The organism is Streptomyces muensis (assembly GCF_021474425.1).
In the GTDB taxonomy this organism is placed as follows: Bacteria; Actinomycetota; Actinomycetes; order Streptomycetales; family Streptomycetaceae; genus Streptomyces; species Streptomyces muensis.
On sequence record NZ_JAKEIP010000139.1, the window covers coordinates 1 to 22,306 of the forward strand.

The following is a 22,306-nucleotide window of genomic DNA, read 5'->3' on the forward strand; positions in this document are numbered from 1 at the left end:
GGCTGAAAGACCTCAGGGGCGCGGGGAACTGCGCGACCAGCCCCCACCGGCCCGCACCCGAAGAACAACCCCCCGGGGTCGAAGGGGCGGAGCCCCTGGGGATGGGACGGGTAGGGGCGGCGGGGGCGAGGGAAATTGGTCAGCGTTCGGTGCGGCGGGTCTCGCGTAGCCGGCGTAGCCGGTTCACCGTCACCGGGTCGTGGGCGAGGGCCCGCGGGTCGTCCAGCAGGGCGTTCAACAGCTGGTAGTAGCGAACCGGCGCCAACCCCAGCTCCTCCCGGATCGCCCGCTCCTTGGCACCGGGCCCCGAGAACCCCCGCCGCTCCAGAGCCAGAACGGCCCGCTCACGCTCGGCGAGCGCATCGGGGTCGGGTCCGGGGTCGGGCGTGGGGTCCTGACTCATGCTCCGCACAGTAGCCCCCGCCACTGACACCCCCACGCCTATGCCCACCCCGACGATTACTCCGCACTCTCCGCCCGAGAAGCCGCCGCCTGCAACTGCCCCAGAATCGCCGACGGACTCCCCCCGGAAGCCACCGCCCCACCGATCCGCTTCTTGACCCCCGCACTGACCGCCGCCCACGAAGTCCGCCCCACCGGATAAAGCTCGGAAAGCGACAACTGCTCCAGGAACGGCTTGAGGTCGGCGTCCTGAGGCGCCCCGCTCATCACCGTGGACGCGGAGTTCGTGACGGGCAGCAGGTCGTACTCACGCGAGAAGTCGAGCACGTTCTCCTCGTCGTAGACGAAGTCGAGGAAGTCACCCACCTGCTCGGCATGACCGTTCTGCTTGAAGGCCGTCATCCAGTCGGCCACACCCATGGAGACCTTGGTCGGCCCCTCCCGCCCGGGCATCGGCACCATGCCGAACTTCACACCCTTCTTCGCGGCCATCTGCATCAGCGAAGGATGACCGTTCAGCATGCCGACATCACCCGCCGCGAAGGCGGAGAACGCGTCGGCCCGGTTGAGCCGCCCGGGCGCGACCGGCCCGGTGAGCCCCTTGCCGACGAGGTCGTTCTTCAGCCAGTTGAACGTGGCGACGTTCTCCGTGGAGTCGATGCTGTACGTGCCGAGCTCGGCGTCGGTGTACCCGCCCCCGCCGCTGAGCAGCCACTGCATGGTCTCGGCCTGCGCCTCCTCGGCCCCGAGCGGCAGCGCGTACGGGTACTTCACACCCTCCGCCTTGAGCGCCTCGGCGTCCGCGGCCAGCTCCTGCCAGGTGGTCGGCGCGGTGAGGCCGGCCTTGCGGAAGAGGGTCTTGTTGTAGAAGAGCAGACGCGTGGAGGAGGCGAAGGGAATGCCGTACTGCACCCCGTTCACCTGCCCCGCGTCCGCGAGCTGCGCGACGAGGTCGGCCTGGACGGGGATGGAGAGGAGATCGTCGGCCTCGTAGAGGAGGTCCTCGGCGGCGTAGTCGGCGTACGCGCCGATCTGCGCCATGTCCGGCGCCTTCCCGGCGTCGACCATCTCCTTGACCTTGGCGTCGACGTCGTTCCAGGAGTACACCGTGACGTCGACGTGCACGCCCGGGTGTTCCTCCTCGTACTTCTCGACGAGCTTGTCCCAGTACTTCTGGGAGCTGTTCGCCTCGCTGTCGCCGTAGTCGGCGGCGACCAGCTTCAGCGTCACCTCGCCCGAACCACCGGTCAGCCCACAGCCGCCCAGAGTCGCCACCAGCCCCAGCACGGACCCCGCCGCGATCGTCCCCGTACGCCTACGCCGCTGCACGCAGAACCGCCCCACACCCATCATTCGAAACTTTCGAAACGTCATACATATTGCCCCCATAAGGTCTACACCACGTAAGTGGACTAGACCTCTCGCGGGTACGCAAGCCACACTGTCCCCCGTGAGACATGTCATCGCCCTCGATGTGGGCGGCACCGGGATGAAGGCCGCCCTTGCCGGGGCGAGCGGCGAGCTGCTTCACCAAGTCCGCCGGCCGACCGGGCGCGAGCGCGGGCCGGACGCCGTCGTCGAGGGCATCCTCGACTTCGCCGCCGAGCTGCGCGCGTACGGCGAACAGCGCTTCGGCGAGCCCGCGGCCGCCGTCGGCGTCGCCGTCCCCGGCATCGTCGACGAGACCGAGGGCATCGCCGCCTACGCGGCCAACCTCGGCTGGCGGGACGTACCCCTGCGACGACTGCTGGCCGACCGGCTCGGCGGCGTGCCCGTCGCCCTCGGCCACGACGTGCGCACCGGCGGTCTCGCGGAGGGCCGGATCGGCGCGGGCAAGGGCGCCGACCGCTTCCTCTTCGTGCCGCTCGGCACCGGCATCGCCGGCGCCATCGGCATCAACGGCCGGGTGGAGTCGGGCGCGCACGGCTTCGCGGGCGAGATCGGCCACATCGTCGTACGGCCCGGCGGCACCCCCTGTCCGTGCGGACAGCGCGGCTGCCTGGAACGGTTCGCGTCCGCGGCGGCGGTCAGCGAGGCGTGGGCCGCCGCCTGCGGGGACCCCGAGGCGGACGCCGCCGACTGCGCGAAGGCCGTCGCGTCCGGGGACCCGAACGCCGTACGAATCTGGCAACAGGCCGTCAACGCCCTCGCCGACGGCCTGGTCACCGCCCTCACCCTCCTGGACCCCCGCACCCTGATCATCGGTGGCGGCCTGGCGGAGGCGGGGGAAACCTTGTTCACACCACTGCGGACGGCAGTCCGGCAGCGGGTCACTTTCCAGAAGCTGCCGTCCATCGTCCCCGCGGCGCTGGGAGACACGGCGGGATGCCTGGGTGCCGGCCTACTGGCCTGGGATCTCCTCGACCAATCCGACCGTACGGAGGTAACTCCCTGATGGCAGCCCACCCAGGGGCGCGGGGAACTGCGCGACCAGCCCCCCACAACCCGCACCCCGCAACCGACAAGGCGCCCCTCATCCTGTCCGGCGCCAACGTGGTCATGCCGACGGGAACCCTGAAAGAGGGCCAGGTCATCGTCGACGGCACCCGAATCGCCGCCACAGCCCCGGAGACCGCTCACCGCATCGCCCTCGACGGCCACTACGTAATCCCCGGCTTCGTGGACATCCACAACCACGGCGGAGGCGGAGCCTCCTTCACCTCGGGCACCCCGGACGACGTACTCAAGGGCATCCGCACCCACCACCTCCACGGCACCACCACCCTCGTCGCCTCCACCGTCACCGGCGACATGGACTTCCTCACCCACCGCGCCGGCCTGCTCAGCGAACTCGCCGAACAGGGCGACATCGCCGGTATCCACTTCGAGGGCCCCTTCATCTCCCCCTGCCGCAAGGGCGCCCACTCCGAGGCACTGCTGCGCCACCCCGACCCGGCGGAGGTCCGCAAGCTGATCGACGCGGCGCGCGGGCACGCCACGATGGTCACTCTCGCCACCGAGTTGCCGGGCGGCCTCGACTCCGTACGCCTCCTCGCCGAACACGGCGTCATCGCGGCCATCGGGCACACCGACGCGACGTACGAGCAGACGGTGGAGGCGATCGAGGCGGGCGCCACGGTCGCCACGCACCTGTTCAACGCGATGCCGCCGCTGGGCCACCGCGAGCCGGGCCCGATCGCGGCCCTGCTGGAGGACGAGCGGGTGACCGTCGAGCTGATCAACGACGGCGTCCATCTGCACCCGGCGGCGCTGGAGCTGGCGTTCCGTCACGCGGGCGCGGACCGGGTCGCGTTCATCACGGACGCCATGGACGCGGCCGGCTTCGGCGACGGCCGCTACATGCTCGGCCCGCTGGAGGTGGAGGTCGCCGACGGCGTGGCCCGCCTGGTGGAAGGCGGCTCGATCGCGGGCTCGACCCTGACCCTCGACCGTGCCTTCAAGCGGGCGGTGACGATCGACCGGCTGTCCGTCGAGGACGCGGTGACGGCCCTGTCCGTCAACCCGGCCAAGCTGCTCGGCCGCTACGACCGCATCGGCTCCCTGGAGCCCGGCAAGGACGCCGACCTGCTCGTACTGGACGCCGCCTTCGACCTCAAGGGCGTGATGCGCCGCGGCGAATGGGTGGTCGATCCGCAACTGGGGTGATCTGTCCCGCTGTTGAGGGCGGCGGTTGTCCTGGGAGACTGGGACGGCCGCCGTCCTTTTGGCATGATCAATGCCTCCAGGCGGAGCGTCCGGCGGACAGCCGGCGAACGCGTCCTGAACTGCTCGCACTCTGAACTTCTTCGGGGGAGGTCGGCCCAGGTGATCCTCACGGTCACGCTGAACACCGCTCTCGACATCACCTATCGCGTACGCGCGCTGCGGCCCCACGCCTCCCACCGGGTCTCCGAGGTGACCGAACGCCCCGGCGGCAAGGGCCTGAACGTGGCCCGGGTGCTGGCGACCCTCGGGCACCGGGTGACGGTCACCGGCTTCGCGGGCGGCGCGACGGGCCGTGTCGTACAGGAGCGGCTCACGGCGGCGCCCGGTGTGGTGGACGCCCTGGTCCCGGTGGCGGGCGCGACCCGGCGCACGATCGCCGTCGTCGACGAGCATTCCGGCGACACGACCCAGCTCAACGAGCCCGGCCCGACGGTCACCCCCGCCGAGTGGTCCGCCTTCCAGGAGGCGTACGGGGGCCTGCTCGCGTCGGCCTCGGCGGTGGCCCTGTGCGGCAGCCTGCCGCCCGGCGTGCCGGTGGGGGCCTACGCCGGTCTCGTACGGGCCGCGAAGGCCGCCGGGGTGCCGGTCCTGCTGGACACCGGCGGAGAGGCCCTGCGCCGGGGCGTCGCCGCCCGCCCGGACCTCATCAAGCCCAACGCCGACGAACTGGCCGAGCTCACCGGGTCCCATGAGCCGTTGCGCGCGACGCAGGACGCCAGAAGGCGGGGCGCCCGCGCCGTCGTCGCCTCCCTCGGCACCTCGGGCCTGCTGGCCGTGACCCCCGAGGGCCGCTGGCGCGCCACCCCGCCGACCCGTCTCCACGGCAACCCGACCGGCGCCGGCGACGCGGTGGTCGCGGGACTGCTGTCGGGACTCGTGGAGCGGCTGCCGTGGCCGGACCGGCTGACCCGCGCGGCGGCACTCGGCGCGGCGAGCGTGCTGGCCCCGGTGGCCGGCGAGGTCGACCGGGGGGCGTACGAGAAGCTGCTGGGGCAGGTGGCGGTGACCGGGGAGGTCACCGCTGCCTGAGGTCGGCCGACTAGGAGTCGACCCAGCCGTTGACCAGCCACATCTGGTCGATGAGGGCGTCGCACTGGTTGCCCTGCTCGCAGGAGACCTTGATCGTGTTGGTGCCCTTGTTGAGCTGGATCCAGTTGTACGTCTTGGTCCAGCCCTTCTCGTAGTCGCCCTCAGGCCCCTTGGCGTAGTTCTTGAGGTTGACCGGCGAGGTGGACGGCGTGCCGTTGACCGTCAGGGTGGCGTTGGCGTCCTTGCCGGGAACGCTGAAGCCGACGAAGACCGTGTACTTGCCGCTCTTCGGGATCCCGTTCACGGACCAGGTGACCGACGAGCCGACCTGGTTGAAGCCGGTGACATAGACGCCGCCGTCCGCCTGGGCGCCCTTGATGTCGGACGCGGTGGTGGCGCCGCCGCCTAGGGCGAGGGCCTTGGCGTCGATCGTCGGGAGGTCGTCCTCGGCCGCCTGGCTGTTGCTGTTCGACGGACTGGGGGCGCTGCTCTGCTGCGACTGGGTCGGGGTCGAGTCGGCCTGGTTGCCCTTGTCGCCCGGGTCGTCGTCGCCGCCCAGCATGGCCACGCTGATGCCGATGACGACCGCCGCGACCACGGCGATGGCGCCGATCAGCAGGCCCTTGGTGTTGGGGCCCGAGCCGCGGCCGCCGGAGCCGCCGCTGTACGCCGGCTGCTGCTGCTGGACCGTCTGCGCCCCGCCGGGGTGGGTCTCCGGCGCCGCGTAGTGCGCGTTCGGCTGGCCGTACACGCCCTGCTGCTGCGGTATCTGGCCGTAGGCCGCCGTCGGCTGCTGCTGGCCGTACTGGCGCTGGCCGACCGCGCGCACCCGGTTGACCGAGCCCGGATAGCCGTAGCCACCGCCACCGGACGGCGGCTGGGCGCCGTTGGCCTGCCCGTCGGCGTAGAGGTAGCCGAACGGGTCGTCGTCCTCGGGCGTAGTCGCGCCGTTGTTGCCGGACGTCATCCCTTGGGTACTCCTCACCAGGTGCGTGCGGATGCGATGCGTGGGGTCAGAATGGCGAGCCTACCCGCTCCTGATGGCCCAAACGGGTGACCCGGATCGCATCGGCTCGCTGACCTGGGGGTTACCCGGCGCGTCTGTGCTGTTTGGGACGAGATCGTTTCTCTACGTACATCCGCTCGTCAGCGGACTTCAACACTTCGTCCGCGGTCATCCCGCAGTGCGCCCACCCGATGCCGAAGCTGGCACCGACCCTCACGGCCCGTCCTTCGGCGCGGATCGGCTGGATGATCTCGTTGCGCAGCCGTACGGCGAGGTCCTGGGCGTCCGCCTTGCCGAGCCCGTCGGCGAGGATCACGAACTCGTCGCCGCCGAGCCGGGCCACGGTGTCGCCGTCGCGGACCTGGCGGGACAGACGCCTGGCCACCTCGATGAGCACCGCGTCGCCCGCGTTGTGCCCGAACCGGTCGTTGATCGACTTGAAGCCGTCGAGGTCGCAGAAGAGCACCGCGAGCCCCTTGGTGCCGTCGTCCCGCTCGCCGTCGACCGGGGCCACGGTGTGGACGTGGTGGTCGAAGGCGTCGAACGCCGCCGCGCCGGGCCGGAAGTCGAAGCCGTGCCCGTTGGCGTCGTAGGCGGGGTGGCCGTAGGCGGCGTCGACCGGCTCCAGGGCGCCGAGCTGGGTCCCGCCGCGGGCGGAGTCGAGCGCCTGGGGGATCGTGGAGCGCTGGCAGAGCCGGGAGGAGAGGCGGGCGCGCAGCTCGGCGGAGTTCGGCAGGCCGGTGAGCGAGTCGTGGGAGGCGCGGTGGGCGAGCTGCAGCTCGCGGCGCTTGCGCTCCTCGATGTCCTCGACGTGGGTGAGCAGGAAGCGGGGGCCGTCGGCGGCGTCGGCGACCACGGAGTTGCGGAGCGAGACCCAGACGTACGTGCCGTCGCGGCGGCCCAGGCGCAGCTCCGCGCGGCCGCCCTCCGCCGACGTCCGCAGCAGGGTGCCGATGTCCTCGGGGTGGACGAGGTCGGAGAAGGCGTAGCGGCGCATCGCGGAGGCGGGGCGGCCCAGCAGGCGGCACAGGGCGTCGTTGGTGCGCAGGATCCGGCCGTGCTGGTCGCCGCCCATCTCGGCGATGGCCATGCCGGACGGGGCGTACTCGAAGGCCTGCCTGAAGCTTTCCTCACTGGCGCGCAGTGCCTGCTGCTCGCGCTCCAGCCGGACCAGTGCCCGCTGCATATTCGCGCGTAGACGTGCGTTGCTGATCGCGATGGCGGCCTGGAAGGCGTACATCTGGAGCGCCTCGCGCCCCCATGCGCCCGGCAGCCGGCCGTTGCGCGGCCGGTCCACGGAGAGGACCCCGATCAGCTCGCCGCACGCGCCGCCCTGCACGCCGGGCGTGTACATCGGCGCGAAGAGCCGGTCGCTGGGGTGCCACTCGTCCTCGAAGCGGGGGGCGGGGCCGTCGGTGTACCACTGCGGGACGTCGTCGTCGTCGAGGATCCAGCCCTCGGTGTGCGGGATGAAGACCAGGTCGCCCCAGTGCCGGCCCATGCTCAGCCGACGCTCCCAGGAGTCGCGCGAGCCGACGCGGCCGGTGATGAGGGCCTCGGCGGCGGGGTTGCCGGCGAAGGCGGCGACGACGAGATCGCCGTCGGGGCGTACGAGGTTGACGCAGGCGAGTTCATAGCCGAGGCCGGTGACGACACCGTCGGCGACCGTCTGCAGCGTGTCCGCCAGGCTGCGGGCCGTGTTCATGTCAGCCATGACCTGGTGCAGTTGCCGCAGGGTCGCAAGACGGACATACGGCTCCGACTCGGTCTCCATGCTCGCCCTCCCCCCGAGACCTCGCAGCGAATCAAGGGTGCTCTTCGGCGTATCTTCCTTGCTCGGTTCACCGCCACTGAATCACAGCGCGCTGCCCACTCGGTACACAGGGTCAACAATTAATGGCCCTTGTGACTCAAGTCACAGGTAAACGTGAACAATTGAGCGGTGTTTCTGCGTTTTTCCTGTGCGTTTACTGAACGCAAACTCTGTGTGCGTGTGGAGATGGCACGAAACCGTTCTGAACCGCGTGCGACCAGTGCCTGTCCGGCACTGTCCGCCCGTAGTCCTAGGACCTTCCCGGCCGCTTCTCGGGCGAAGGCCCGATGTCGGGTGCAGGGGACCGACATTAGCGTTTTCGGCGTGCCGAACACTTCCTCGCCCGCGTCGCCCGCGCAGCCCCTGACCGCCGTCCTCCCCGCCGCCCGCGGCGCCTTTGGGCATGCTGAGGGAGTGAGCAACGACGAGTTCCGTGCCGCCATGTCGCGGTTGGCCGCCGGTGTGGTCCTGGTGACCGCGCTGGAGCCACCGCTGGACCCGGACGACCCGCACGCACCGGCCGGCGAGGACGTCGGCATGACCGCCACCGCGTTCATGTCGGTGTCCCTGGACCCGCCATTGGTGCTGGTCAGCCTGCGTGAGGGGTCCCGGATGGACGACCTGCTCGCCGAGCAGCCGCTGTGGGCGGTGTCGGTCCTCACCGAGAGCCAGCGCCACATCGCCGGCCGCTTCGCCATGAAGGGCCGCGTCAGCGACCGCCTGCTGTTCGCCGACATCCCCTACGTCCGCGGCCTGGAGACCGGCGCCCCACTGGTGGGCGGCGCCCTGGCCACCCTGGAGTGCCGCACCGAGCAGCGGGTCACGGCCGGCGACCACACCCTGGTGATCGGCCGCGTCCTGTCGGCCTCGCTGCCGAGCTCGGACGGGGGGCCGCTGACGTATTTCCGGGGACGGTACCGGCAGTTGGGGTGAAGATCGCGGAACAGGCGTCCCGGAACGCGGGGACGAAAATCCATGGCCTCCGATGGTCACCCGTCATAGGTTCCCCGGATGACATCGACTCCGACGCCTCAGCCACCGCCCGCACCCCGCCTGGAAAAGATCACACCCGGAAACTTCGAAGCGGCAACCGGCATACGCGTCCGCCCCGAGCAGGAATTCGCGGTCTCCCCCGTGATGCAGTCCCTCGCCGAGGCGTACGTCCATCCCGACGGCGTCGCCTGGCCCCGCCTGATCGTCGACGGCGACCGCCCCGTCGGGTTCCTGATGGCCTTCTTCGACATCGACTGGCGCGGCGACGGCACCCTGTTCCGCTCGGGCCTGTGGCGTCTGAACATCGCCGCCGGGGAACAGGGCCGCGGCTACGGCCGCTTCGCGGTCGACTCCGTGGCCGCCGAGATCCGCCGCCGCGGCGGCCGTCAGCTCTACGTCACCTGGCACCCCGGCCCGAACGGCCCCGAGGCCTTCTACCACCGTCTCGGCTTCCGCCCCAACGGGGAGACCAGCGAGGGCGAGACCGTCGGGGTGCTGGAGCTGGCCGGGCCTACACCGGCCTGACGTCGAGCCGGGACAGCCGTACGGGGTCCGTCACGATGTCGATCACGGTGATCCGGTCGCCTACGAACGCAAACTTCAGGGCCCGTTCCAGCCGTCCCTCGACCAGCACCAGGACGCCCGTGGCCCCGTCGACGAGTGCGGGGCGCGCGACTCCGGCGAGTGGTCCGAAGGTCGCAGCGCCCCGGGCCACCGTCGCCGCGCCCGTGGCCACCCCGGCCTCGGTGCGGGCGACGACGTCCGGGTCGAGAACGTCGAGGAGCTCGTCGAAGTCGCCGTCCCGGGCGGCGGCGAGAAACGCGTCGACGACCTGCCGCTGCCTGCGCTGCCGCGCCGGACCGCTCTCCGCCACGTCGGCGCCCCGCACCCGGCGCCGGGCCCGGCTCGCGAGCTGTCGCGCGGCGGCCGGGGTGCGGTCCACGACGGCGCCGACCTCCTCGTACGGCACCCCGAACAGATCGTGCAGCACGAACGCCAGGCGCTCGGCGGGGGTCAGGGTGTCCAGTACGACGAGCAGGGCGACGCCCACGGAGTCGGCGAGGAGGGCGTCCTGCTCGGGGTCGGAGGAGGTGGCGGTGGCGGGAGCCGTGGCGGCGGGGGTGGCGATGGCGTCCAGGGGCTGCTCCGCGCGGGACCTGCGCGAGCGGAGCATGTCCAGGCAGACCCGTCCGACGACGGTCGTCAGCCAGCCGCCGAGATTGTCGATCCCGGTGGTGTCGGCCCGGTTCACCCGGAACCAGGCCTCCTGCACCGCGTCCTCCGCCTCACCGGCCGACCCGAGCATGCGATGGGCCACGGCACGCAGACGAGCCCGGTGCGCCTCGAACCGCTCGGCGAGGAAATCCGCGTCCGCGTCCCGGAAGCCGCTGTCGTCGGCAGTCATCTGTCGCACCCTCTCGTCACGATCCTCGATCCGTCGTCAGTGACTTGACGGACGGGGCGACGCGGATGTGACAGCGGCGGGCCAGGGCCTAGGTCCAGCCCTGGCCGGACCGGCCCCGCTTGGTGTCCGAGCGCTGCTTCTTCTCCCTCAGGCGGCGCTCGTTGATGCCTCGGGGGATGCGGGTCGGCTTGCGCGGCTTCGGCGGCGGGGCCGTCGCCTCGGCGAGGAGCGCCGCGAGACGTACGGCGGCGGTCTCGCGGTTGCGCCACTGGGAGCGGTGCTCGGAGGCGCGCACGGAGACGACGCCGTCGACGAGGCGGGACGCCAGCCGCTGGAGCGCCCGCTGCTTCCACACCTCGGGCAGCGCCTCGGTGCCCGCGAGGTCGAAACGCAGCTCGACCTGGGAGTCACTGGTGTTGACGTGCTGGCCGCCCGGGCCGCTCGACCGCGAGAAACGCCACATGAGCTCGGCCTCCGGGAGGGAGACGGAGCCACGGATGACGTAGGGACCAGACATGCCGTACATGTTCCCGCTTCTGTCCGGTCCACGTCACGCGAATATCGCCGGAGGTGGGCGCGGGTGCGGCCTACGAGTGCTCTTTGGCAAAGAAAGTAAAGACACCTGGAACCTGGGGTACCCCTCTCCGCGTTCATAGGGGTAGCTGTAGCTTCTAGCCGTACCGCAACGAGGGAAGGGACTCCCAACAATGGCTGTAAGCCTGTCCAAGGGTGGCAACGTCTCGCTCACCAAGGAGGCTCCGGGCCTGACCGCCGTCACCGTGGGCCTCGGCTGGGACGTCCGCACCACCACCGGCACGGACTTCGACCTCGACGCCTCCGCCATCGCGGTCAACCCCACGGGCAAGGTCTACTCGGACGCCCACTTCGTCTTCTTCAACAACAAGCAGACCCCGGACAGCACCATCGTCCACACCGGTGACAACCGCACCGGCGAGGGCGCCGGCGACGACGAGGCGATCAACGTCAACCTGGCCGGCCTCCCGGCCGACGTCGACAAGATCGTCTTCCCGGTCTCGATCTACGACGCCGAGTCGCGCTCGCAGAACTTCGGCCAGGTCCGCAACGCCTACATCCGCATCGTCAACCAGGCCGGCGGCGCCGAGATCGCCCGCTACGACCTCTCCGAGGACGCGGCCACCGAGACCGCCATGGTCTTCGGCGAGCTCTACCGCAACGGCGCGGAGTGGAAGTTCCGCGCCGTCGGCCAGGGCTACGCCTCGGGCCTCGTGGGCATCGCGCAGGACTTCGGCGTGAACGTCTGACGGACGCCGCGCTGTACCGGAACCCCTGGCTTCGGCCGGGGGTTCCGGCGTTCCAGGGGCTCTCAGAACAGCCCCCGGGGCTTCGATAGGTTGCCCGGGTGATACTCGACTCGCTCGCCCTCACCCCCGACCACGACATCCCGGCCCCCCTCCTCACCGAACTCACCGCCCTGTACGCCTCCAACCGCGACTTCCACGCGCTCAGCGGAGACTTCCCGGACCCGGACGACATCCGGCCGGAGCAGGTGGCGGCCGCCCTGGCGGACGAGTTGCTGGTCCCCGGGGCGGAGGTGCTGCTGGCCCGCAGCGAGGGCCGGCTGGTCGGCATCGCCGTCACCCTGGCCCACCACCCCGATCCGGTCGACCCGGACCCGTGGATCGGGCTGCTGATGGTGGACGCGACGGCCCACGGCCAGGGGTTCGGCAGGCAGTTGGCCGCCCTCGTCGAGGACCGCTTCCGCACGGCGGGCCGCACCGCCGTACGCCTCGCCGTCCTCGACAACAACCCCAAGGCCCTCGACTTCTGGACCGCCCTCGGCTACGAGACCCTCGGGTGGGGCCGGGACCGGCAGCTCGACCGAGCCTGCACGGTCCTGCACAAGCAGCTCACCCCGCCGACCGAACCCGCCGCCTCCTCCCCCGGCGCCGACGAGGCCTGAACCAGCGACAGCGACATGCGCGGGGCGGCCGTCACGGGTGGTCCGGCTTGCCGTCCCCGTACAGCCAGTCCTCCCAGACAGAGGTGAAGTCCTTGTCCGGGGCCTTCTTCTCCACGTACGCGGTGAAGTCGTCGGTGTCCGCGTTGCCGTGGCGGTGGGCGGCCGTCCAGCCCTGGACGATGTCGTAGAAGGTGTCGTCGCCGACGGTCTGGCGGATCTTGTGGATGACCATCGCGCCGCGCTGGTAGACGGGGTCGTCGGAGATGTGCGCGGCGCTCGTGGGCTTGGCCGGCGGGAAGGACCAGAGGTCCTCGTGGTCGTCCTCGCCGTGGTCGTACAGCGCGTCGAAGGTCTCCTGCGCGCTGTCGCCGCCGTCGTCCTCCTCCCACAGCCACTCCGCGTACGTCGCGAAGCCCTCGTTCAGCCACATGTCCCGCCAGCTCTTCGGCGTCACGGAGTTGCCGAACCACTGGTGGGCGAGTTCGTGGACGAGGAGGTCGGTGCCGGGGGCGCCGGGGAAGACGGGCCGGTTCTGGGTCTCCAGGGCGTAACCGGCGTCGCCCTCGTCGGCGACGATCGCGCCGGTGGAGGCGAACGGGTAGGGGCCGAAGTTGGTCTCGGCCCACTCGATGATCTCGGGGAGCTCGGCGAGGACCTTGCGGGCGGCATCGTCCTGGGGCGGGGTCACCGCGGTGTAGACGGGCAGCTCGCTGTTGCCGGTGGCGGTGACGGTGGAGCGACGGATGTCGTAGTCGCCGATGGCGAGCGCGGCGACATGACTCGCCATGGGTTCGGCCGTACGCCAGTGGAAGGTCGTACGGCCGTCGTCACTGGTCCGGTCGGCCAACTCGCCGTTGGAGACGACTTCGAAGCCGTCCGGGACGGTGACCGAGATGTCGTACGACGCCTTGTCGGACGGGTGGTGGTTGCCGGGGAACCACGCCATGGATCCCGTCGGCTCCCCGAGGGCGAGCGCGCCGTCGGCGGTGGGCAGCCAGCCCTCCTCGGAGCCGTCGGGGTCGGTGATGGTCTGCGGGGTGCCGGAGTAGCGGACGGTGACGCGGAAGGTCTCGCCCTGGTCGAGGTCGCCGTGCGGGCGGACGACGAGTTCTGGCCCGTTACGGCTCCAGCGGGCCCGCTCGCCCTCCACCGTGACTCCCTCGACGTCCATGCCCTTGAGATCGAGGTCGAAGGCGGAGAGGTCCTTGTCGGCGCGCGCGGTGATCTCGGCGGTGCCGCCGAGGTGCTCGTCGTCGGGGTCGTAGACGAGGTCGAGGGCGTAGTGGGTGACGTCGTAGCCGCCGTTGCCGGCCTTGGGGAAGTACGGGTCGCGCACACCGGAGCCGCCCGGCGTGCCCTGGACACCGCCGCCGCACGCGGTGAGAACGAGCAGGGCGGAGGTGACAGTCAGGGCAACGGGCGCGAAACGGGACACGCCAGTGATCCTATGAGGTCGGGCGTGACACCATCACCTCCGTGCTCGACATCGGCTACGCCCTCTCCAACCGCTTCCCGGACCCCCCGCAGACGGACTACCGCCGCGCGGACGTCCACGCCCTGCGGCACGACCTGTTCTGCGGCGACGTCTACCTCGCCGACACCAAGGCGGACCGGGAGCTGTCCACAGCCTGGGGATGGGTGCCGGTGCTCGACTTCGCCTGGGCCCTGTGCGACATCGCCGAGCGGCTCGACCGGGACCCGGCCGGCTCCCGCGCCTCCCGCCCCCAGCACGCGGAGCTGGACTTCACCGAGTCCACGGACCGCATGCTCTTCGAGCGCCGCTTCGGCTGGGTGGACATCGAGGCGGACTGGATGCCGGCCGAGGAGGCCCCGCTGACCTTCTCGCACAGCGAACTGCGCCGCGAGGCCCGCGACTTCCTGCACGACCTGCTCGCCGACCTGATCGACCTGCACGAGGACCTGGGCGAGAACCCGGCGATCTGGACGCTCCAGGCCAGGTTCCCCAGGGTGTCCTAGGTCCGGGGCGCGGCGGGGCGGACAGGGCGGCACGTCCTCGCCGCGCACGGCCCAACACAACGAAGGAGCCCTGTCCCGCGAACCGCGGGACAGGGCTCCTTGTCCGAGCGCCGGGCAGGCCTTGCACCTGCATTTCCCCGCAGGAAGCGGGGCGTCTTTCCTTGGACCACCAACGCAGCACCGTTCACCGGGAGTTCCGGCGAGCAGCTCTAGATCAATCATACCGGATCCATTCCGCCGCCCGCACGCCCGGACCGCCGCCCTCGCGCTACTCCCCGGCCTCCACCCGGATCCCCAGCTGCGCCGCCAACACCGGCGCCAGATCCAGTAGTTGCCCCGGACTGATCACCGCCCCCGACAGCCGGTCCACCCCGCGCGCGATGTCCAGTTCGGCCGCCCGTCGCAGGTCCACCTCGGCCAGTGTCACCCCGGTCAGGTCGGCCCCCTTCAGCACGCAGTCCACGAACTCCACCCGCTCCAGCCGGGCGCCCCCGAAGTCCGGCTCGACCAGGACGCAGTTCTCGAACACGACGTCTCTCAGCCTGGCCTTGCGCAGGTTCAGATAGTCGATCTTCCCGCCCCGGACCAGGACCCGCTCCAGCACGGCGCCGTGCAACTGCGCGCCGCCCAGCCGGGCGTCCACCAGCTCCACATCACGCAGAGTCGACTCGGCGAGGTCGGTGCCGACGCCCCGGGGAGCCGTCAGCACCGAGTCGAGGATCCGGGCGTGCCGGAGCCCCGCCTCGTCCAGAGCGCAGCCCCGCAGCGCGCAGTCCATGAACCGGGCGCCCGAGCCGTCCTGCCCGGTGAGGTCCTCCTCCCGGAACTCCAGCCCGTCGTAGTCCCCGTCCGGCTCCAACCCCCGGCCCCGGAACGGCTCCAGCGACGGCAGCCGCACCTCGGGCCGCCGCGCCCCCTTCGTCAGTCTCCTCGCCATGCCCCCATGCTGCACCCCGCCACTGACAATCCCCGTGACCTGCGAAAACACCGGCGATGTCACATTCCGGGAGCCCTGCGCCGTCGTACTCACAGAACAAGCCACGAAAGGCGGCCCCGAGCCGGCCCACGCGAACCCGACCAAGAAGGAGCCCCAACCATGCACCGCATCACCGTCATCGGCGGCGGCTTCGCCGGACTCACCGCCGCCATCACCGCCGCCGAGGCGGGCGCCAAGGTCACCGTGTACGAGGCCCACCACACCCTCGGCGGCCGGGCGCGAACCGCCGAGAGCCTGTCCGCAAACCCCCGTCGTCCGCCCGAAGGGCGGGCGCTGCGGCGTCCGGTGCGTGCGATCGCAAGGCGCCGGAGCGCCCTCGTGGCGGAGCCACGTGGGCGGTTCGGCAACGCGGCGAGCGCGCGTGCCGGGCGTCGCAGCGCAGGCGGGGGTTTGCGGACAGGCTCTCAGGGGCCGTACCGGACGAACGAGGGACCGCACGCCCTGTACAGCGGCGGCCCGCACTGGGCCTGGCTCAGGCAGCGCGACCTCATCGGGCCGCTCGCGCCGATCCCGCCCCTGGAGGCCGCCCGGCTGCGGCTGCGGTACCGGGGCGCCCTGCGCCGCACCCCGCCGTTCGCCCTGCTCAAGCTGTTGCGGCGAGGCCTGCCGCAGGCGCCCGTCGACGTCGACTTCCTGACCTGGGCCACCGGCGTCGCCGGCGAGGAGGGCGCACGCGCCGCCGCGCACTACTCGGCGGTCGCCCTGTTCCACCACGACCCCGGCGCCCTGTCCGCCGCGTTCGTACGGGAGCGGCTGCGCCGGGCCACCAAGCTGCCGCCGGAGGCGCACTACCCGCGGGGCGGCTGGGCGACCGTGATCGACCGGATGGCGGCGCGGGCCTGGAACCTCGGGGTCCGGATGGAGACCCTCTCCCGCGTCGACAGCCTCGACGACCTCGACAGCCGGGCGGCCGGCGCGCCCGTCGTCGTCGCCACCTCCCTCGACGCCGCCCGCCGCCTGCTCAAGGACGACTCGCTGACCTGGACGAGCGGCCGTACGGCGCTCCTCGATCTCGCGGTGCGCACCCGGCGCGGGGACGCGTTCGTCGTCTCCGACCTCGACGCGCCCGGCTGGCTGGAGCGGTTCACCGCACAGGACCGGTCCCTCGCACCGGCCGGCGAACAGCTGATCCAGGGCCAGATCCCGATCGCCCCGCACGAGACCAGGGCCGACGGCATCGCCCGTGCCGAACAGCTCCTCGACCTCGGCTTCCCCGGCTGGCGCGAGCGCGTCACCTGGCGGCGCGAGGCCACGGCGAACGGCCGTACCGGCGCCGTCGACCTGCCCGGCACCAGCTGGCGGGACCGCCCGGCCGTGGACCGCGGCGACGGGATCTACCTCGCGGGCGACCAGGTCGCCGCCCCCGGCGTCCTGTCCGAGGTCTCCTTCAACAGCGCCCTCACCGCCGTCTCCCTCGCCCTCGGGCGGCACGCCCTTGACCTCAAGGGAGCTTGAGGTTGCAGCATCGAGCAGTCGGCCCCGGTGACGGGGCGGGCGCCTGACACACCGAGTTCACGACGATGCTCACGACGATGGGGGACCCCGATGCACGCCATCCGCCTGCACGCCTTCGGCCCGGCAGAGAACCTCACCTACGAGGAGACCGACGACCCCACGCCCGCCCCCGGCCAGGTCCGGATCGCCGTGCGGGCCGCCGGGGTCCATCTCCTCGACACGGCCCTGCGCGAGGGCATCCAGGGACCGGCACCGCAGCCGCCCACACTGCCCACGATCCCCGGCCGCGAGGTCGCCGGCGGCGTCGAGTCCCTCGGTGAGGGCGTCGCGGACCTCTGGCTCGGCAAGCGTGTCGTCGCCCACCTCGGCTTCGCGCCGGGCGGCTACGCCGAGCTCGCCGTCACCGACGTCGACCGCGTCCACGAGATCCCGGCGGGCCTCGACGCGGCCCAGGCCGTCGCCATGATCGGCACGGGCCGTACGACGATGGGGATCCTGCAGTTCGCCGAGCTCGGCCCGGACGCGGTGGCCGTGATCCCGGCGGCCGCCGGCGGCATCGGCACGCTGCTCGTGCAGTACGCCAAGAACGCCGGCGCCGTCGTCATCGGCCTCGCGGGCGGCCCGGAGAAGGTCGCGCGCGTGCAGGAGAACGGCGCCGACCTGGCCGTCGACTACAAGGACCCGGTGTGGCCGGAGAAGGTCCGCGCGTTCCTCGGCGGACGGACCGCGACCGTCGTCTTCGACGGCGTCGGCGGGGACGTGGCCCGCGAGGCGGTCGCCCTGCTCGGCCCCGACGGCCGGCACCTCGTCTTCGGCTGGTCCGGCGCGGGCCTGCACGACGGCACGCCCTACTTCGTCGAGGGCCTCTCCCAGCAGGTCCTCGGGCCGCCGATGATGCGGCGGGCCGGCGGCCCCAACCCCGTACAGACCCTCGAACTGCGCGCTCTCGCCGAGGCCGCCGAGGGCCGTCTCACCCCGGCCGTGCAGCGCTTCCCGCTGGCCGAGGCGGCGGCCGCCCATCGCGCCCTCGAGACGCGCGGAACCACCGGAAAGGTGGTATTGGAACCATGACCAGCCGCAAGCCCCCGCGGGACCGCATACCGCGGCAGTCCCACGACGAGGGAGGGCGCTCCTCGCACGCCCCCCCGGATGCGTCCCATCCCGAATCATGGTCTTCTGGCCAGGTGAGCGTCACCCGAACGGGTGAACCCGCCCGAGTCGCCGACCCCGACCCCCGCCGCTGGTGGGGCCTGGTGATCATCGCGCTCGCGCAGCTCATGGTCGTCCTCGACGCGACCATCGTGAACATCGCGCTGCCCTCCGCCCAGAGCGACCTCGGCATGACGGACGGGAACCGTCAATGGGTGATCACCGCATACACCCTGGCCTTCGGCGGACTGCTGCTGCTCGGCGGCCGCATAGCCGACCTGGTGGGCCGCAAGCGCACCTTCGTCATCGGCCTGGTCGGCTTCGCCGCCGCCTCCGCGCTCGGCGGCGCCGCCACCTCCTCCGGCATGCTCTTCGGAGCCCGCGCCCTCCAGGGCGTCTTCGCCGCCGTACTGGCCCCGTCGGCCCTGTCGTTGCTGACGACGACGTTCACCGACCCCAAGGAGCGCGGCAAGGCCTTCGGCATCTACGGCGCGCTGGCCGGCAGCGGCAGCGCGATCGGGTTCATCGTCGGCGGGCTGCTCACCGAGTACCTGGACTGGCGCTGGTGTCTGTACGTCAACGTGCCCATCGCCGTCGTCGCCGTGATCGGCGCCCTGGTCCTGCTGCACGACAGCCCCGGTCACCCGGGCGCCCGCCTCGACGTGCCCGGCGTCCTGCTCGGCTGCGGCGGACTGGTCGCCATCGTCTACGGCTTCGCCGAGGCCGAGCCGCGCGGCTGGACCGACCCGCTGGTCCTCAGCCTCTTCGCGGGCGGCGTCGTCCTCCTCGCGGCGTTCGTCCGGTGGCAGACGCGGGCCCCCGTGCCCCTCCTGCCGCTGCACATCATCAAGGACCGCAGCCGCGCCGGCTGCTTCCTGACCATGGCGCTGGCCGTGATCGGCATGTTCGGCCTGTTCCTGTTCATGACCTACTACCTCCAGGTCATCCTCGACTACTCGCCGGTGATGACCGGCCTCGCCTTCCTGCCTCTGACGGCCGCGATCATCATCGGCTCCACCCAGATCGCCGCCCGGCTCCTGGACCATGTGGCGCCCCGCCTGCTCATGGCCCCGGGCGCCCTGCTGGCCACGGTCGGCATGGTGCTCCTGACCCGGCTGACGGTGCACTCGTCCTACGCGGCCGACATCCTGCCCGCCCTGCTCCTCATGGGCCTCGGCATGGGCCTGATCTTCATGCCGGTGTTCGCCACGGCGACGGCGGGCGTGGCCCCGCAGGACTCCGGGGTGACCTCGGCGACCATCAACACCTCGCAGCAGGTGGGCGGTTCGATCGGTACGGCCCTGCTGAACACCATCGCCACCACCAGCAGCGCCGCCTACATCACCGCCCACCTCACCGACCCGGCCCAGCGGGCCCTGGTCACCAAGGAGGGCGTCGTCCACGGCTACACCGTCGCCATCTGGTGGGCCGCCGCCATCATGCTCCTGGCCGGCCTGGTCGCCGCCCTGATGGTCTCGGCGAAACCCCCGAAGCACGGCGCCCCGCAGGACACACCGGTCCCGGAGTCGGTGGCCTGAGAGACGGCCTGAGAGACGGGGGGAGGGATTCCACCGGACCGCGGAGCCCCTCCCCCACCCCCTTCACGATCCGGGAGCGGCCGGCTCAGTCCCGCCCGGCCACCTTGTCCGCCACCCGCGCCAGCCGCGAGGCCTGCGCCGCCCCGCTCCCGCGCTCCCTGCGGTCGGCGGCCCGGTAGGTGGCGTACAGGCCCTGTACGCCGAGCCAGCGGAAGGGTTCCGGTTCCCACTTGCGCACCTTGTGGCCGACCCAGGGCAGGTCGAGGAGTTCGGTGCGGGTGCCCTGGCCGGAGTCCTGCCGCACCAGGTCCCGCAGGGTCCGGGCCGCCAGGTTGGCGGTGGCGACGCCCGAGCCGACGTAACCGCCCGCCCAGCCGATCCCCGTGGACCGGTCCAGCGTGACGGTCGCGCACCAGTCGCGCGGCACGCCCAGCACACCCGACCAGGCGTGCTCGATCCGCACCCCGGCCAGCGCCGGGAAGAACCCGACGAGGATCTCCCGCAGCGCCTCGATGGTCGCCGGCTGCGTCCGGCCGTCGTTGTCCGTCCTCGACCCGAACCGGTACGGCACCCCGCGCCCGCCCAGCGCGATCCGCCCGTCGGCCGTGCGCTGCGCGTACATATAGGCGTGCGCCATGTCGCCCAGCGTCTCCAGCCCGGCCCAGCCCACCGACGCCCACTGCTCCTCGGTGAGCGGCTCGGTGGCGATCATCGACGAGTTCATCGGCAGCCAGGTCCGCTTCTGGCCCTTGAGGCTCGCCGTGAAGCCCTCGGTGCAGCGCAGGACGTAGGGCGCGCGGACGGTGCCGTACGGGGTGACCGCGTGCTTGGGCCGGATCTCCGTGACCGGCGTCAGCTCGTGGATCGTCACGCCCAGCGCCTCGACGGCCGCCGCGAGCCCCTTCACCAGTTTCACCGGGTGCAGCCGCGCGCCGTGCGGTGTCCAGCTCGAACCGACCGCGTCCGCCACCCGGATCCGCTCGGCGGTCTCCCGGGCGCCGTACAGCTCGCGGTCCTTCTCGCCGTACGACAGCTCGTGCGCGTGGAATGCCTTCAGCCGCGCCAACTGGGCGGGCGTACGGGCGACTTCGAGCACCCCGCCCTGGTGGACGTCGGCGTCGATGCCTTCCGCCCGGGCAACCCGGACGACCTCGTCGACGGTGTCGTTCATGGCCCGCTGAAGCCGTACGGCCGCCTCGTGGCCGTGCAGCCTGGCGTACCGGTCGCGGCCCGCGATGCCGTTGTACAGCCAGCCGCCGTTGCGTCCCGAGGCGCCGTAGCCGCAGAACTTCTGCTCCAGCACGGTGATCCGCAGGAAGGGGACGGCCTTCTTCAGGTAGTACGCGGTCCACAGTCCCGTGTAGCCGCCGCCCACGATCACCACGTCCGCGGAGGTGTCCCCGGCGAGCGGTTCGCGGACCGCGGGGAGGCCGTCGTCGGCGTACCAGAAGGAGATGGCGCCGTTCACGGCACCGCTGACCGGGCTGCTCATGGGAGGACGTTAATTCGCGTGAGCCGTTTCCGGGAGCCCAGTAGGGTCCGAAAGGTGATCGACATTCCGCAGGAGCTGGCCGCATCACAGCAGGAGTACAACGGGGAGGCGGGCCGCGCGTTCATCGCCGGACTCCCCGCCCTGACCGCCGAGTTCCTCGACCGCTGGGAACTGAAGGTCGACGGCCGCCCGATGCACGGGGTCAGCGCCCTGGTCCTCCCGGTCCTGCGCCGCGACGGCACCCCCGCCGTCCTGAAGCTGCAACTCCTCGACGAGGAGAGCGCGGGCGAGCCGGTGGCCCTGCGCGCGTGGGACGGCGACGGAGCGGTACGCCTCCTCGACCACGACGAGACCACCGGCACCATGCTCCTCGAACGCCTCGACTCCACTCGCATGCTCGCCCACCACCCGGACGTCCACGAGTCCGTCCTGGTCATCGCCCACCTGCTGGCCCACCTCACGTCCTTCCCCGCCCCCACCGGCCTGCGCCACCTCGGCGACATCGCCCGGGACATGCTGGAGCAGACCCCCGACGCCGTCACCCGCATCCCGGACCCGGAGACCCGCCGCCTCGTCGCCGACTGCGCCGCCGCCGTCCGCGAGGTCGTCGACGACCCCGGCGACCGCCTCCTCCACTGGGACCTCCACGACGAGAACGTCCTCGCCTGCGAACGCGCCCCCTGGCTGGCCATCGACCCCAAGCCCCTGGTCGGCGACCCCGGCTTCGAACTCTGGCCCGCCCTCGCCAACCGCTTCGACGCCGACGACATCCGCTGGCGCTTCGACGCCATGACCGACGTCCTGGCCCTGGACCGCGCCCGCGCCCGCGCCTGGACCTACGCCCGACTCCTCCAGAACAGCCTCTGGGACATCGAGGACGGCCGCCCCCTGGACGAGGAGCAACTGGAAATCGCCAGGAAGCTGCGCAGGCCATACGGCTGACCCCACGCCTGTGGTCTGCACGGCGAACCCGGCGTGACCGACGCCGAGGAGGCCTTGAGACGTCGGAGCAGCAACGTCCCAAAGGGGCGCGGGGAACTGCGCGGCCAGCCACGACGCACCCGCACCCGCCAGACCGCCCAAAGCCCCGAGCTCCCACCCGCCAAGAATCGCCGCGCCGGCCACGGCAAGGCCCTGCTCACCGAACTGGCCCGACTGTGCCTGGAGCGCGGCTACCAGCGCCTGGAATGGTCCGTCCTGAACTGGAACGCCCCCTCCATCGCCTTCTACGAGGCACTCGGCGCCCGCCCCCAGGACGAGTGGACGGTATACCGCCTGACCGACGAGGCACTGACGAGCCTCGGTACGGGCCGCTAGCCCCTCGGGCCAGAGGCTCTGTCCCCAACTCGCAACAGTGTGAACGCGGTTCGCATGACCCCTCACCGAATGGGCACGACTTGCTGGCATGAGCCCCACGAATATGCACCCCCCACGCCCCCGGC

The 22,306-nt window shown here is 71.8% G+C and carries 21 protein-coding genes and 1 pseudogene; 13 read left to right on the plus strand and 9 right to left on the minus strand.

Annotated features, from left to right (window positions below; genetic code table 11):
* Positions 1-139 precede the first annotated feature (139 nt).
* Together L0P92_RS27530 and L0P92_RS27535 are read right to left on the minus strand one after the other, a co-directional pair.
* Entirely contained in the window at positions 140-403 is a 264-nt protein-coding gene (locus L0P92_RS27530; protein ID WP_234765751.1) for a DUF3263 domain-containing protein, read from the minus strand.
* A 56-nt stretch (positions 404-459) separates the two neighbouring features.
* Entirely contained in the window at positions 460-1,731 is a 1,272-nt protein-coding gene (locus L0P92_RS27535; RefSeq protein WP_443733567.1) for an extracellular solute-binding protein, read from the minus strand.
* A gap of 121 nt (positions 1,732-1,852) precedes the next feature.
* On the opposite strand from L0P92_RS27535, the gene L0P92_RS27540 reads away from it, so the two are divergent.
* The 3 genes from L0P92_RS27540 to L0P92_RS27550 all read left to right on the plus strand — a co-directional run bounded on the left by L0P92_RS27540 (position 1,853) and on the right by L0P92_RS27550 (position 5,097).
* On the plus strand, positions 1,853-2,797 hold the full coding sequence (locus L0P92_RS27540; RefSeq protein ID WP_234765752.1) for an ROK family protein: 945 nt from the start codon (positions 1,853-1,855) through the stop codon (positions 2,795-2,797).
* 104 nt (positions 2,798-2,901) lie between these two features.
* Complete coding sequence (nagA, locus tag L0P92_RS27545) at positions 2,902-4,008, plus strand: N-acetylglucosamine-6-phosphate deacetylase (RefSeq protein WP_505016548.1); 1,107 nt, start codon at positions 2,902-2,904, stop codon at positions 4,006-4,008.
* Positions 4,009-4,167: 159 nt separating this feature from the next.
* Positions 4,168-5,097 (plus strand): 1-phosphofructokinase family hexose kinase, encoded by a 930-nt coding sequence (locus L0P92_RS27550; protein WP_234765754.1) that lies wholly within the window; start codon positions 4,168-4,170, stop codon positions 5,095-5,097.
* A gap of 10 nt (positions 5,098-5,107) precedes the next feature.
* On the opposite strand, the gene L0P92_RS27555 is transcribed toward L0P92_RS27550, so the two are convergent.
* The gene (locus tag L0P92_RS27555; RefSeq protein WP_234765755.1) at positions 5,108-6,064 is read right to left on the minus strand and encodes a CBM35 domain-containing protein; all 957 of its coding nucleotides are present in this window, start codon (positions 6,062-6,064) and stop codon (positions 5,108-5,110) included.
* 121 nt (positions 6,065-6,185) lie between these two features.
* Positions 6,186-7,877, minus strand: a complete 1,692-nt coding sequence (gene cdgB, locus L0P92_RS27560; RefSeq protein ID WP_234765756.1) for a diguanylate cyclase CdgB — start codon at positions 7,875-7,877, stop codon at positions 6,186-6,188.
* A 363-nt stretch (positions 7,878-8,240) separates the two neighbouring features.
* Between cdgB and L0P92_RS27565 the strand changes: the two genes are divergently transcribed.
* Positions 8,241-8,849 carry a flavin reductase family protein gene (locus tag L0P92_RS27565; RefSeq protein ID WP_234765757.1) on the plus strand — a complete coding sequence of 203 codons (609 nt, stop codon included), beginning with the start codon at positions 8,241-8,243 and terminating at the stop codon, positions 8,847-8,849.
* Between the two features lie 78 nt (positions 8,850-8,927).
* Positions 8,928-9,434, plus strand: coding sequence for a GNAT family N-acetyltransferase (locus L0P92_RS27570; protein WP_234765758.1), 507 nt, complete (start codon positions 8,928-8,930; stop codon positions 9,432-9,434).
* Here the strand turns inward: L0P92_RS27570 and L0P92_RS27575 are convergent.
* Positions 9,421-10,314: a sigma-70 family RNA polymerase sigma factor gene (locus L0P92_RS27575; protein WP_234765759.1), complete on the minus strand. Its 894-nt coding sequence runs from the start codon at positions 10,312-10,314 to the stop codon at positions 9,421-9,423. The genes L0P92_RS27570 and L0P92_RS27575 overlap by 14 nt on opposite strands.
* Before the next feature lie 88 nt (positions 10,315-10,402).
* Positions 10,403-10,840: an alternative ribosome rescue aminoacyl-tRNA hydrolase ArfB gene (arfB, locus tag L0P92_RS27580; protein ID WP_062723736.1), complete on the minus strand. Its 438-nt coding sequence runs from the start codon at positions 10,838-10,840 to the stop codon at positions 10,403-10,405.
* A 181-nt stretch (positions 10,841-11,021) separates the two neighbouring features.
* On the opposite strand from arfB, the gene L0P92_RS27585 reads away from it, so the two are divergent.
* Together L0P92_RS27585 and L0P92_RS27590 are read left to right on the plus strand one after the other, a co-directional pair.
* Complete coding sequence (locus L0P92_RS27585) at positions 11,022-11,597, plus strand: TerD family protein (protein WP_234765760.1); 576 nt, start codon at positions 11,022-11,024, stop codon at positions 11,595-11,597.
* A 98-nt stretch (positions 11,598-11,695) separates the two neighbouring features.
* Positions 11,696-12,256 carry a GNAT family N-acetyltransferase gene (locus tag L0P92_RS27590; protein WP_234765761.1) on the plus strand — a complete coding sequence of 187 codons (561 nt, stop codon included), beginning with the start codon at positions 11,696-11,698 and terminating at the stop codon, positions 12,254-12,256.
* Between the two features lie 31 nt (positions 12,257-12,287).
* On the opposite strand, the gene L0P92_RS27595 is transcribed toward L0P92_RS27590, so the two are convergent.
* The gene (locus tag L0P92_RS27595; protein WP_234765762.1) at positions 12,288-13,691 is read right to left on the minus strand and encodes a M1 family metallopeptidase; all 1,404 of its coding nucleotides are present in this window, start codon (positions 13,689-13,691) and stop codon (positions 12,288-12,290) included.
* 41 nt (positions 13,692-13,732) lie between these two features.
* Between L0P92_RS27595 and L0P92_RS27600 the strand changes: the two genes are divergently transcribed.
* Positions 13,733-14,233, plus strand: coding sequence for a hypothetical protein (locus tag L0P92_RS27600; protein WP_234765763.1), 501 nt, complete (start codon positions 13,733-13,735; stop codon positions 14,231-14,233).
* A gap of 268 nt (positions 14,234-14,501) precedes the next feature.
* Here the strand turns inward: L0P92_RS27600 and L0P92_RS27605 are convergent, their stop codons facing one another.
* Positions 14,502-15,170, minus strand: coding sequence for a pentapeptide repeat-containing protein (locus tag L0P92_RS27605; protein WP_234765764.1), 669 nt, complete (start codon positions 15,168-15,170; stop codon positions 14,502-14,504).
* A 159-nt stretch (positions 15,171-15,329) separates the two neighbouring features.
* Here L0P92_RS27605 and L0P92_RS27610 point away from each other — a divergent pair, with 159 nt between their 5' ends.
* The 3 genes from L0P92_RS27610 to L0P92_RS27620 all read left to right on the plus strand — a co-directional run bounded on the left by L0P92_RS27610 (position 15,330) and on the right by L0P92_RS27620 (position 19,372).
* Entirely contained in the window at positions 15,330-16,685 is a 1,356-nt protein-coding gene (locus tag L0P92_RS27610; RefSeq protein ID WP_234765765.1) for an NAD(P)-binding protein, read from the plus strand.
* Positions 16,686-16,775: 90 nt separating this feature from the next.
* Positions 16,776-17,756 (plus strand): zinc-binding dehydrogenase, encoded by a 981-nt coding sequence (locus tag L0P92_RS27615; protein ID WP_234765766.1) that lies wholly within the window; start codon positions 16,776-16,778, stop codon positions 17,754-17,756.
* A gap of 113 nt (positions 17,757-17,869) precedes the next feature.
* Positions 17,870-19,372 (plus strand): MFS transporter, encoded by a 1,503-nt coding sequence (locus L0P92_RS27620; RefSeq protein WP_234765767.1) that lies wholly within the window; start codon positions 17,870-17,872, stop codon positions 19,370-19,372.
* Positions 19,373-19,457: 85 nt separating this feature from the next.
* Here L0P92_RS27620 and L0P92_RS27625 read toward each other — a convergent pair whose 3' ends face one another.
* Positions 19,458-20,864: an NAD(P)/FAD-dependent oxidoreductase gene (locus L0P92_RS27625; protein WP_234765768.1), complete on the minus strand. Its 1,407-nt coding sequence runs from the start codon at positions 20,862-20,864 to the stop codon at positions 19,458-19,460.
* A gap of 18 nt (positions 20,865-20,882) precedes the next feature.
* Here L0P92_RS27625 and L0P92_RS27630 point away from each other — a divergent pair, with 18 nt between their 5' ends.
* Complete coding sequence (locus L0P92_RS27630; RefSeq protein ID WP_372497345.1) at positions 20,883-21,806, plus strand: aminoglycoside phosphotransferase family protein; 924 nt, start codon at positions 20,883-20,885, stop codon at positions 21,804-21,806.
* A 168-nt stretch (positions 21,807-21,974) separates the two neighbouring features.
* Positions 21,975-22,181: pseudogene (locus L0P92_RS27635) on the plus strand (GNAT family N-acetyltransferase); the annotation flags it as partial.
* Positions 22,182-22,306: the final 125 nt, after the last annotated feature.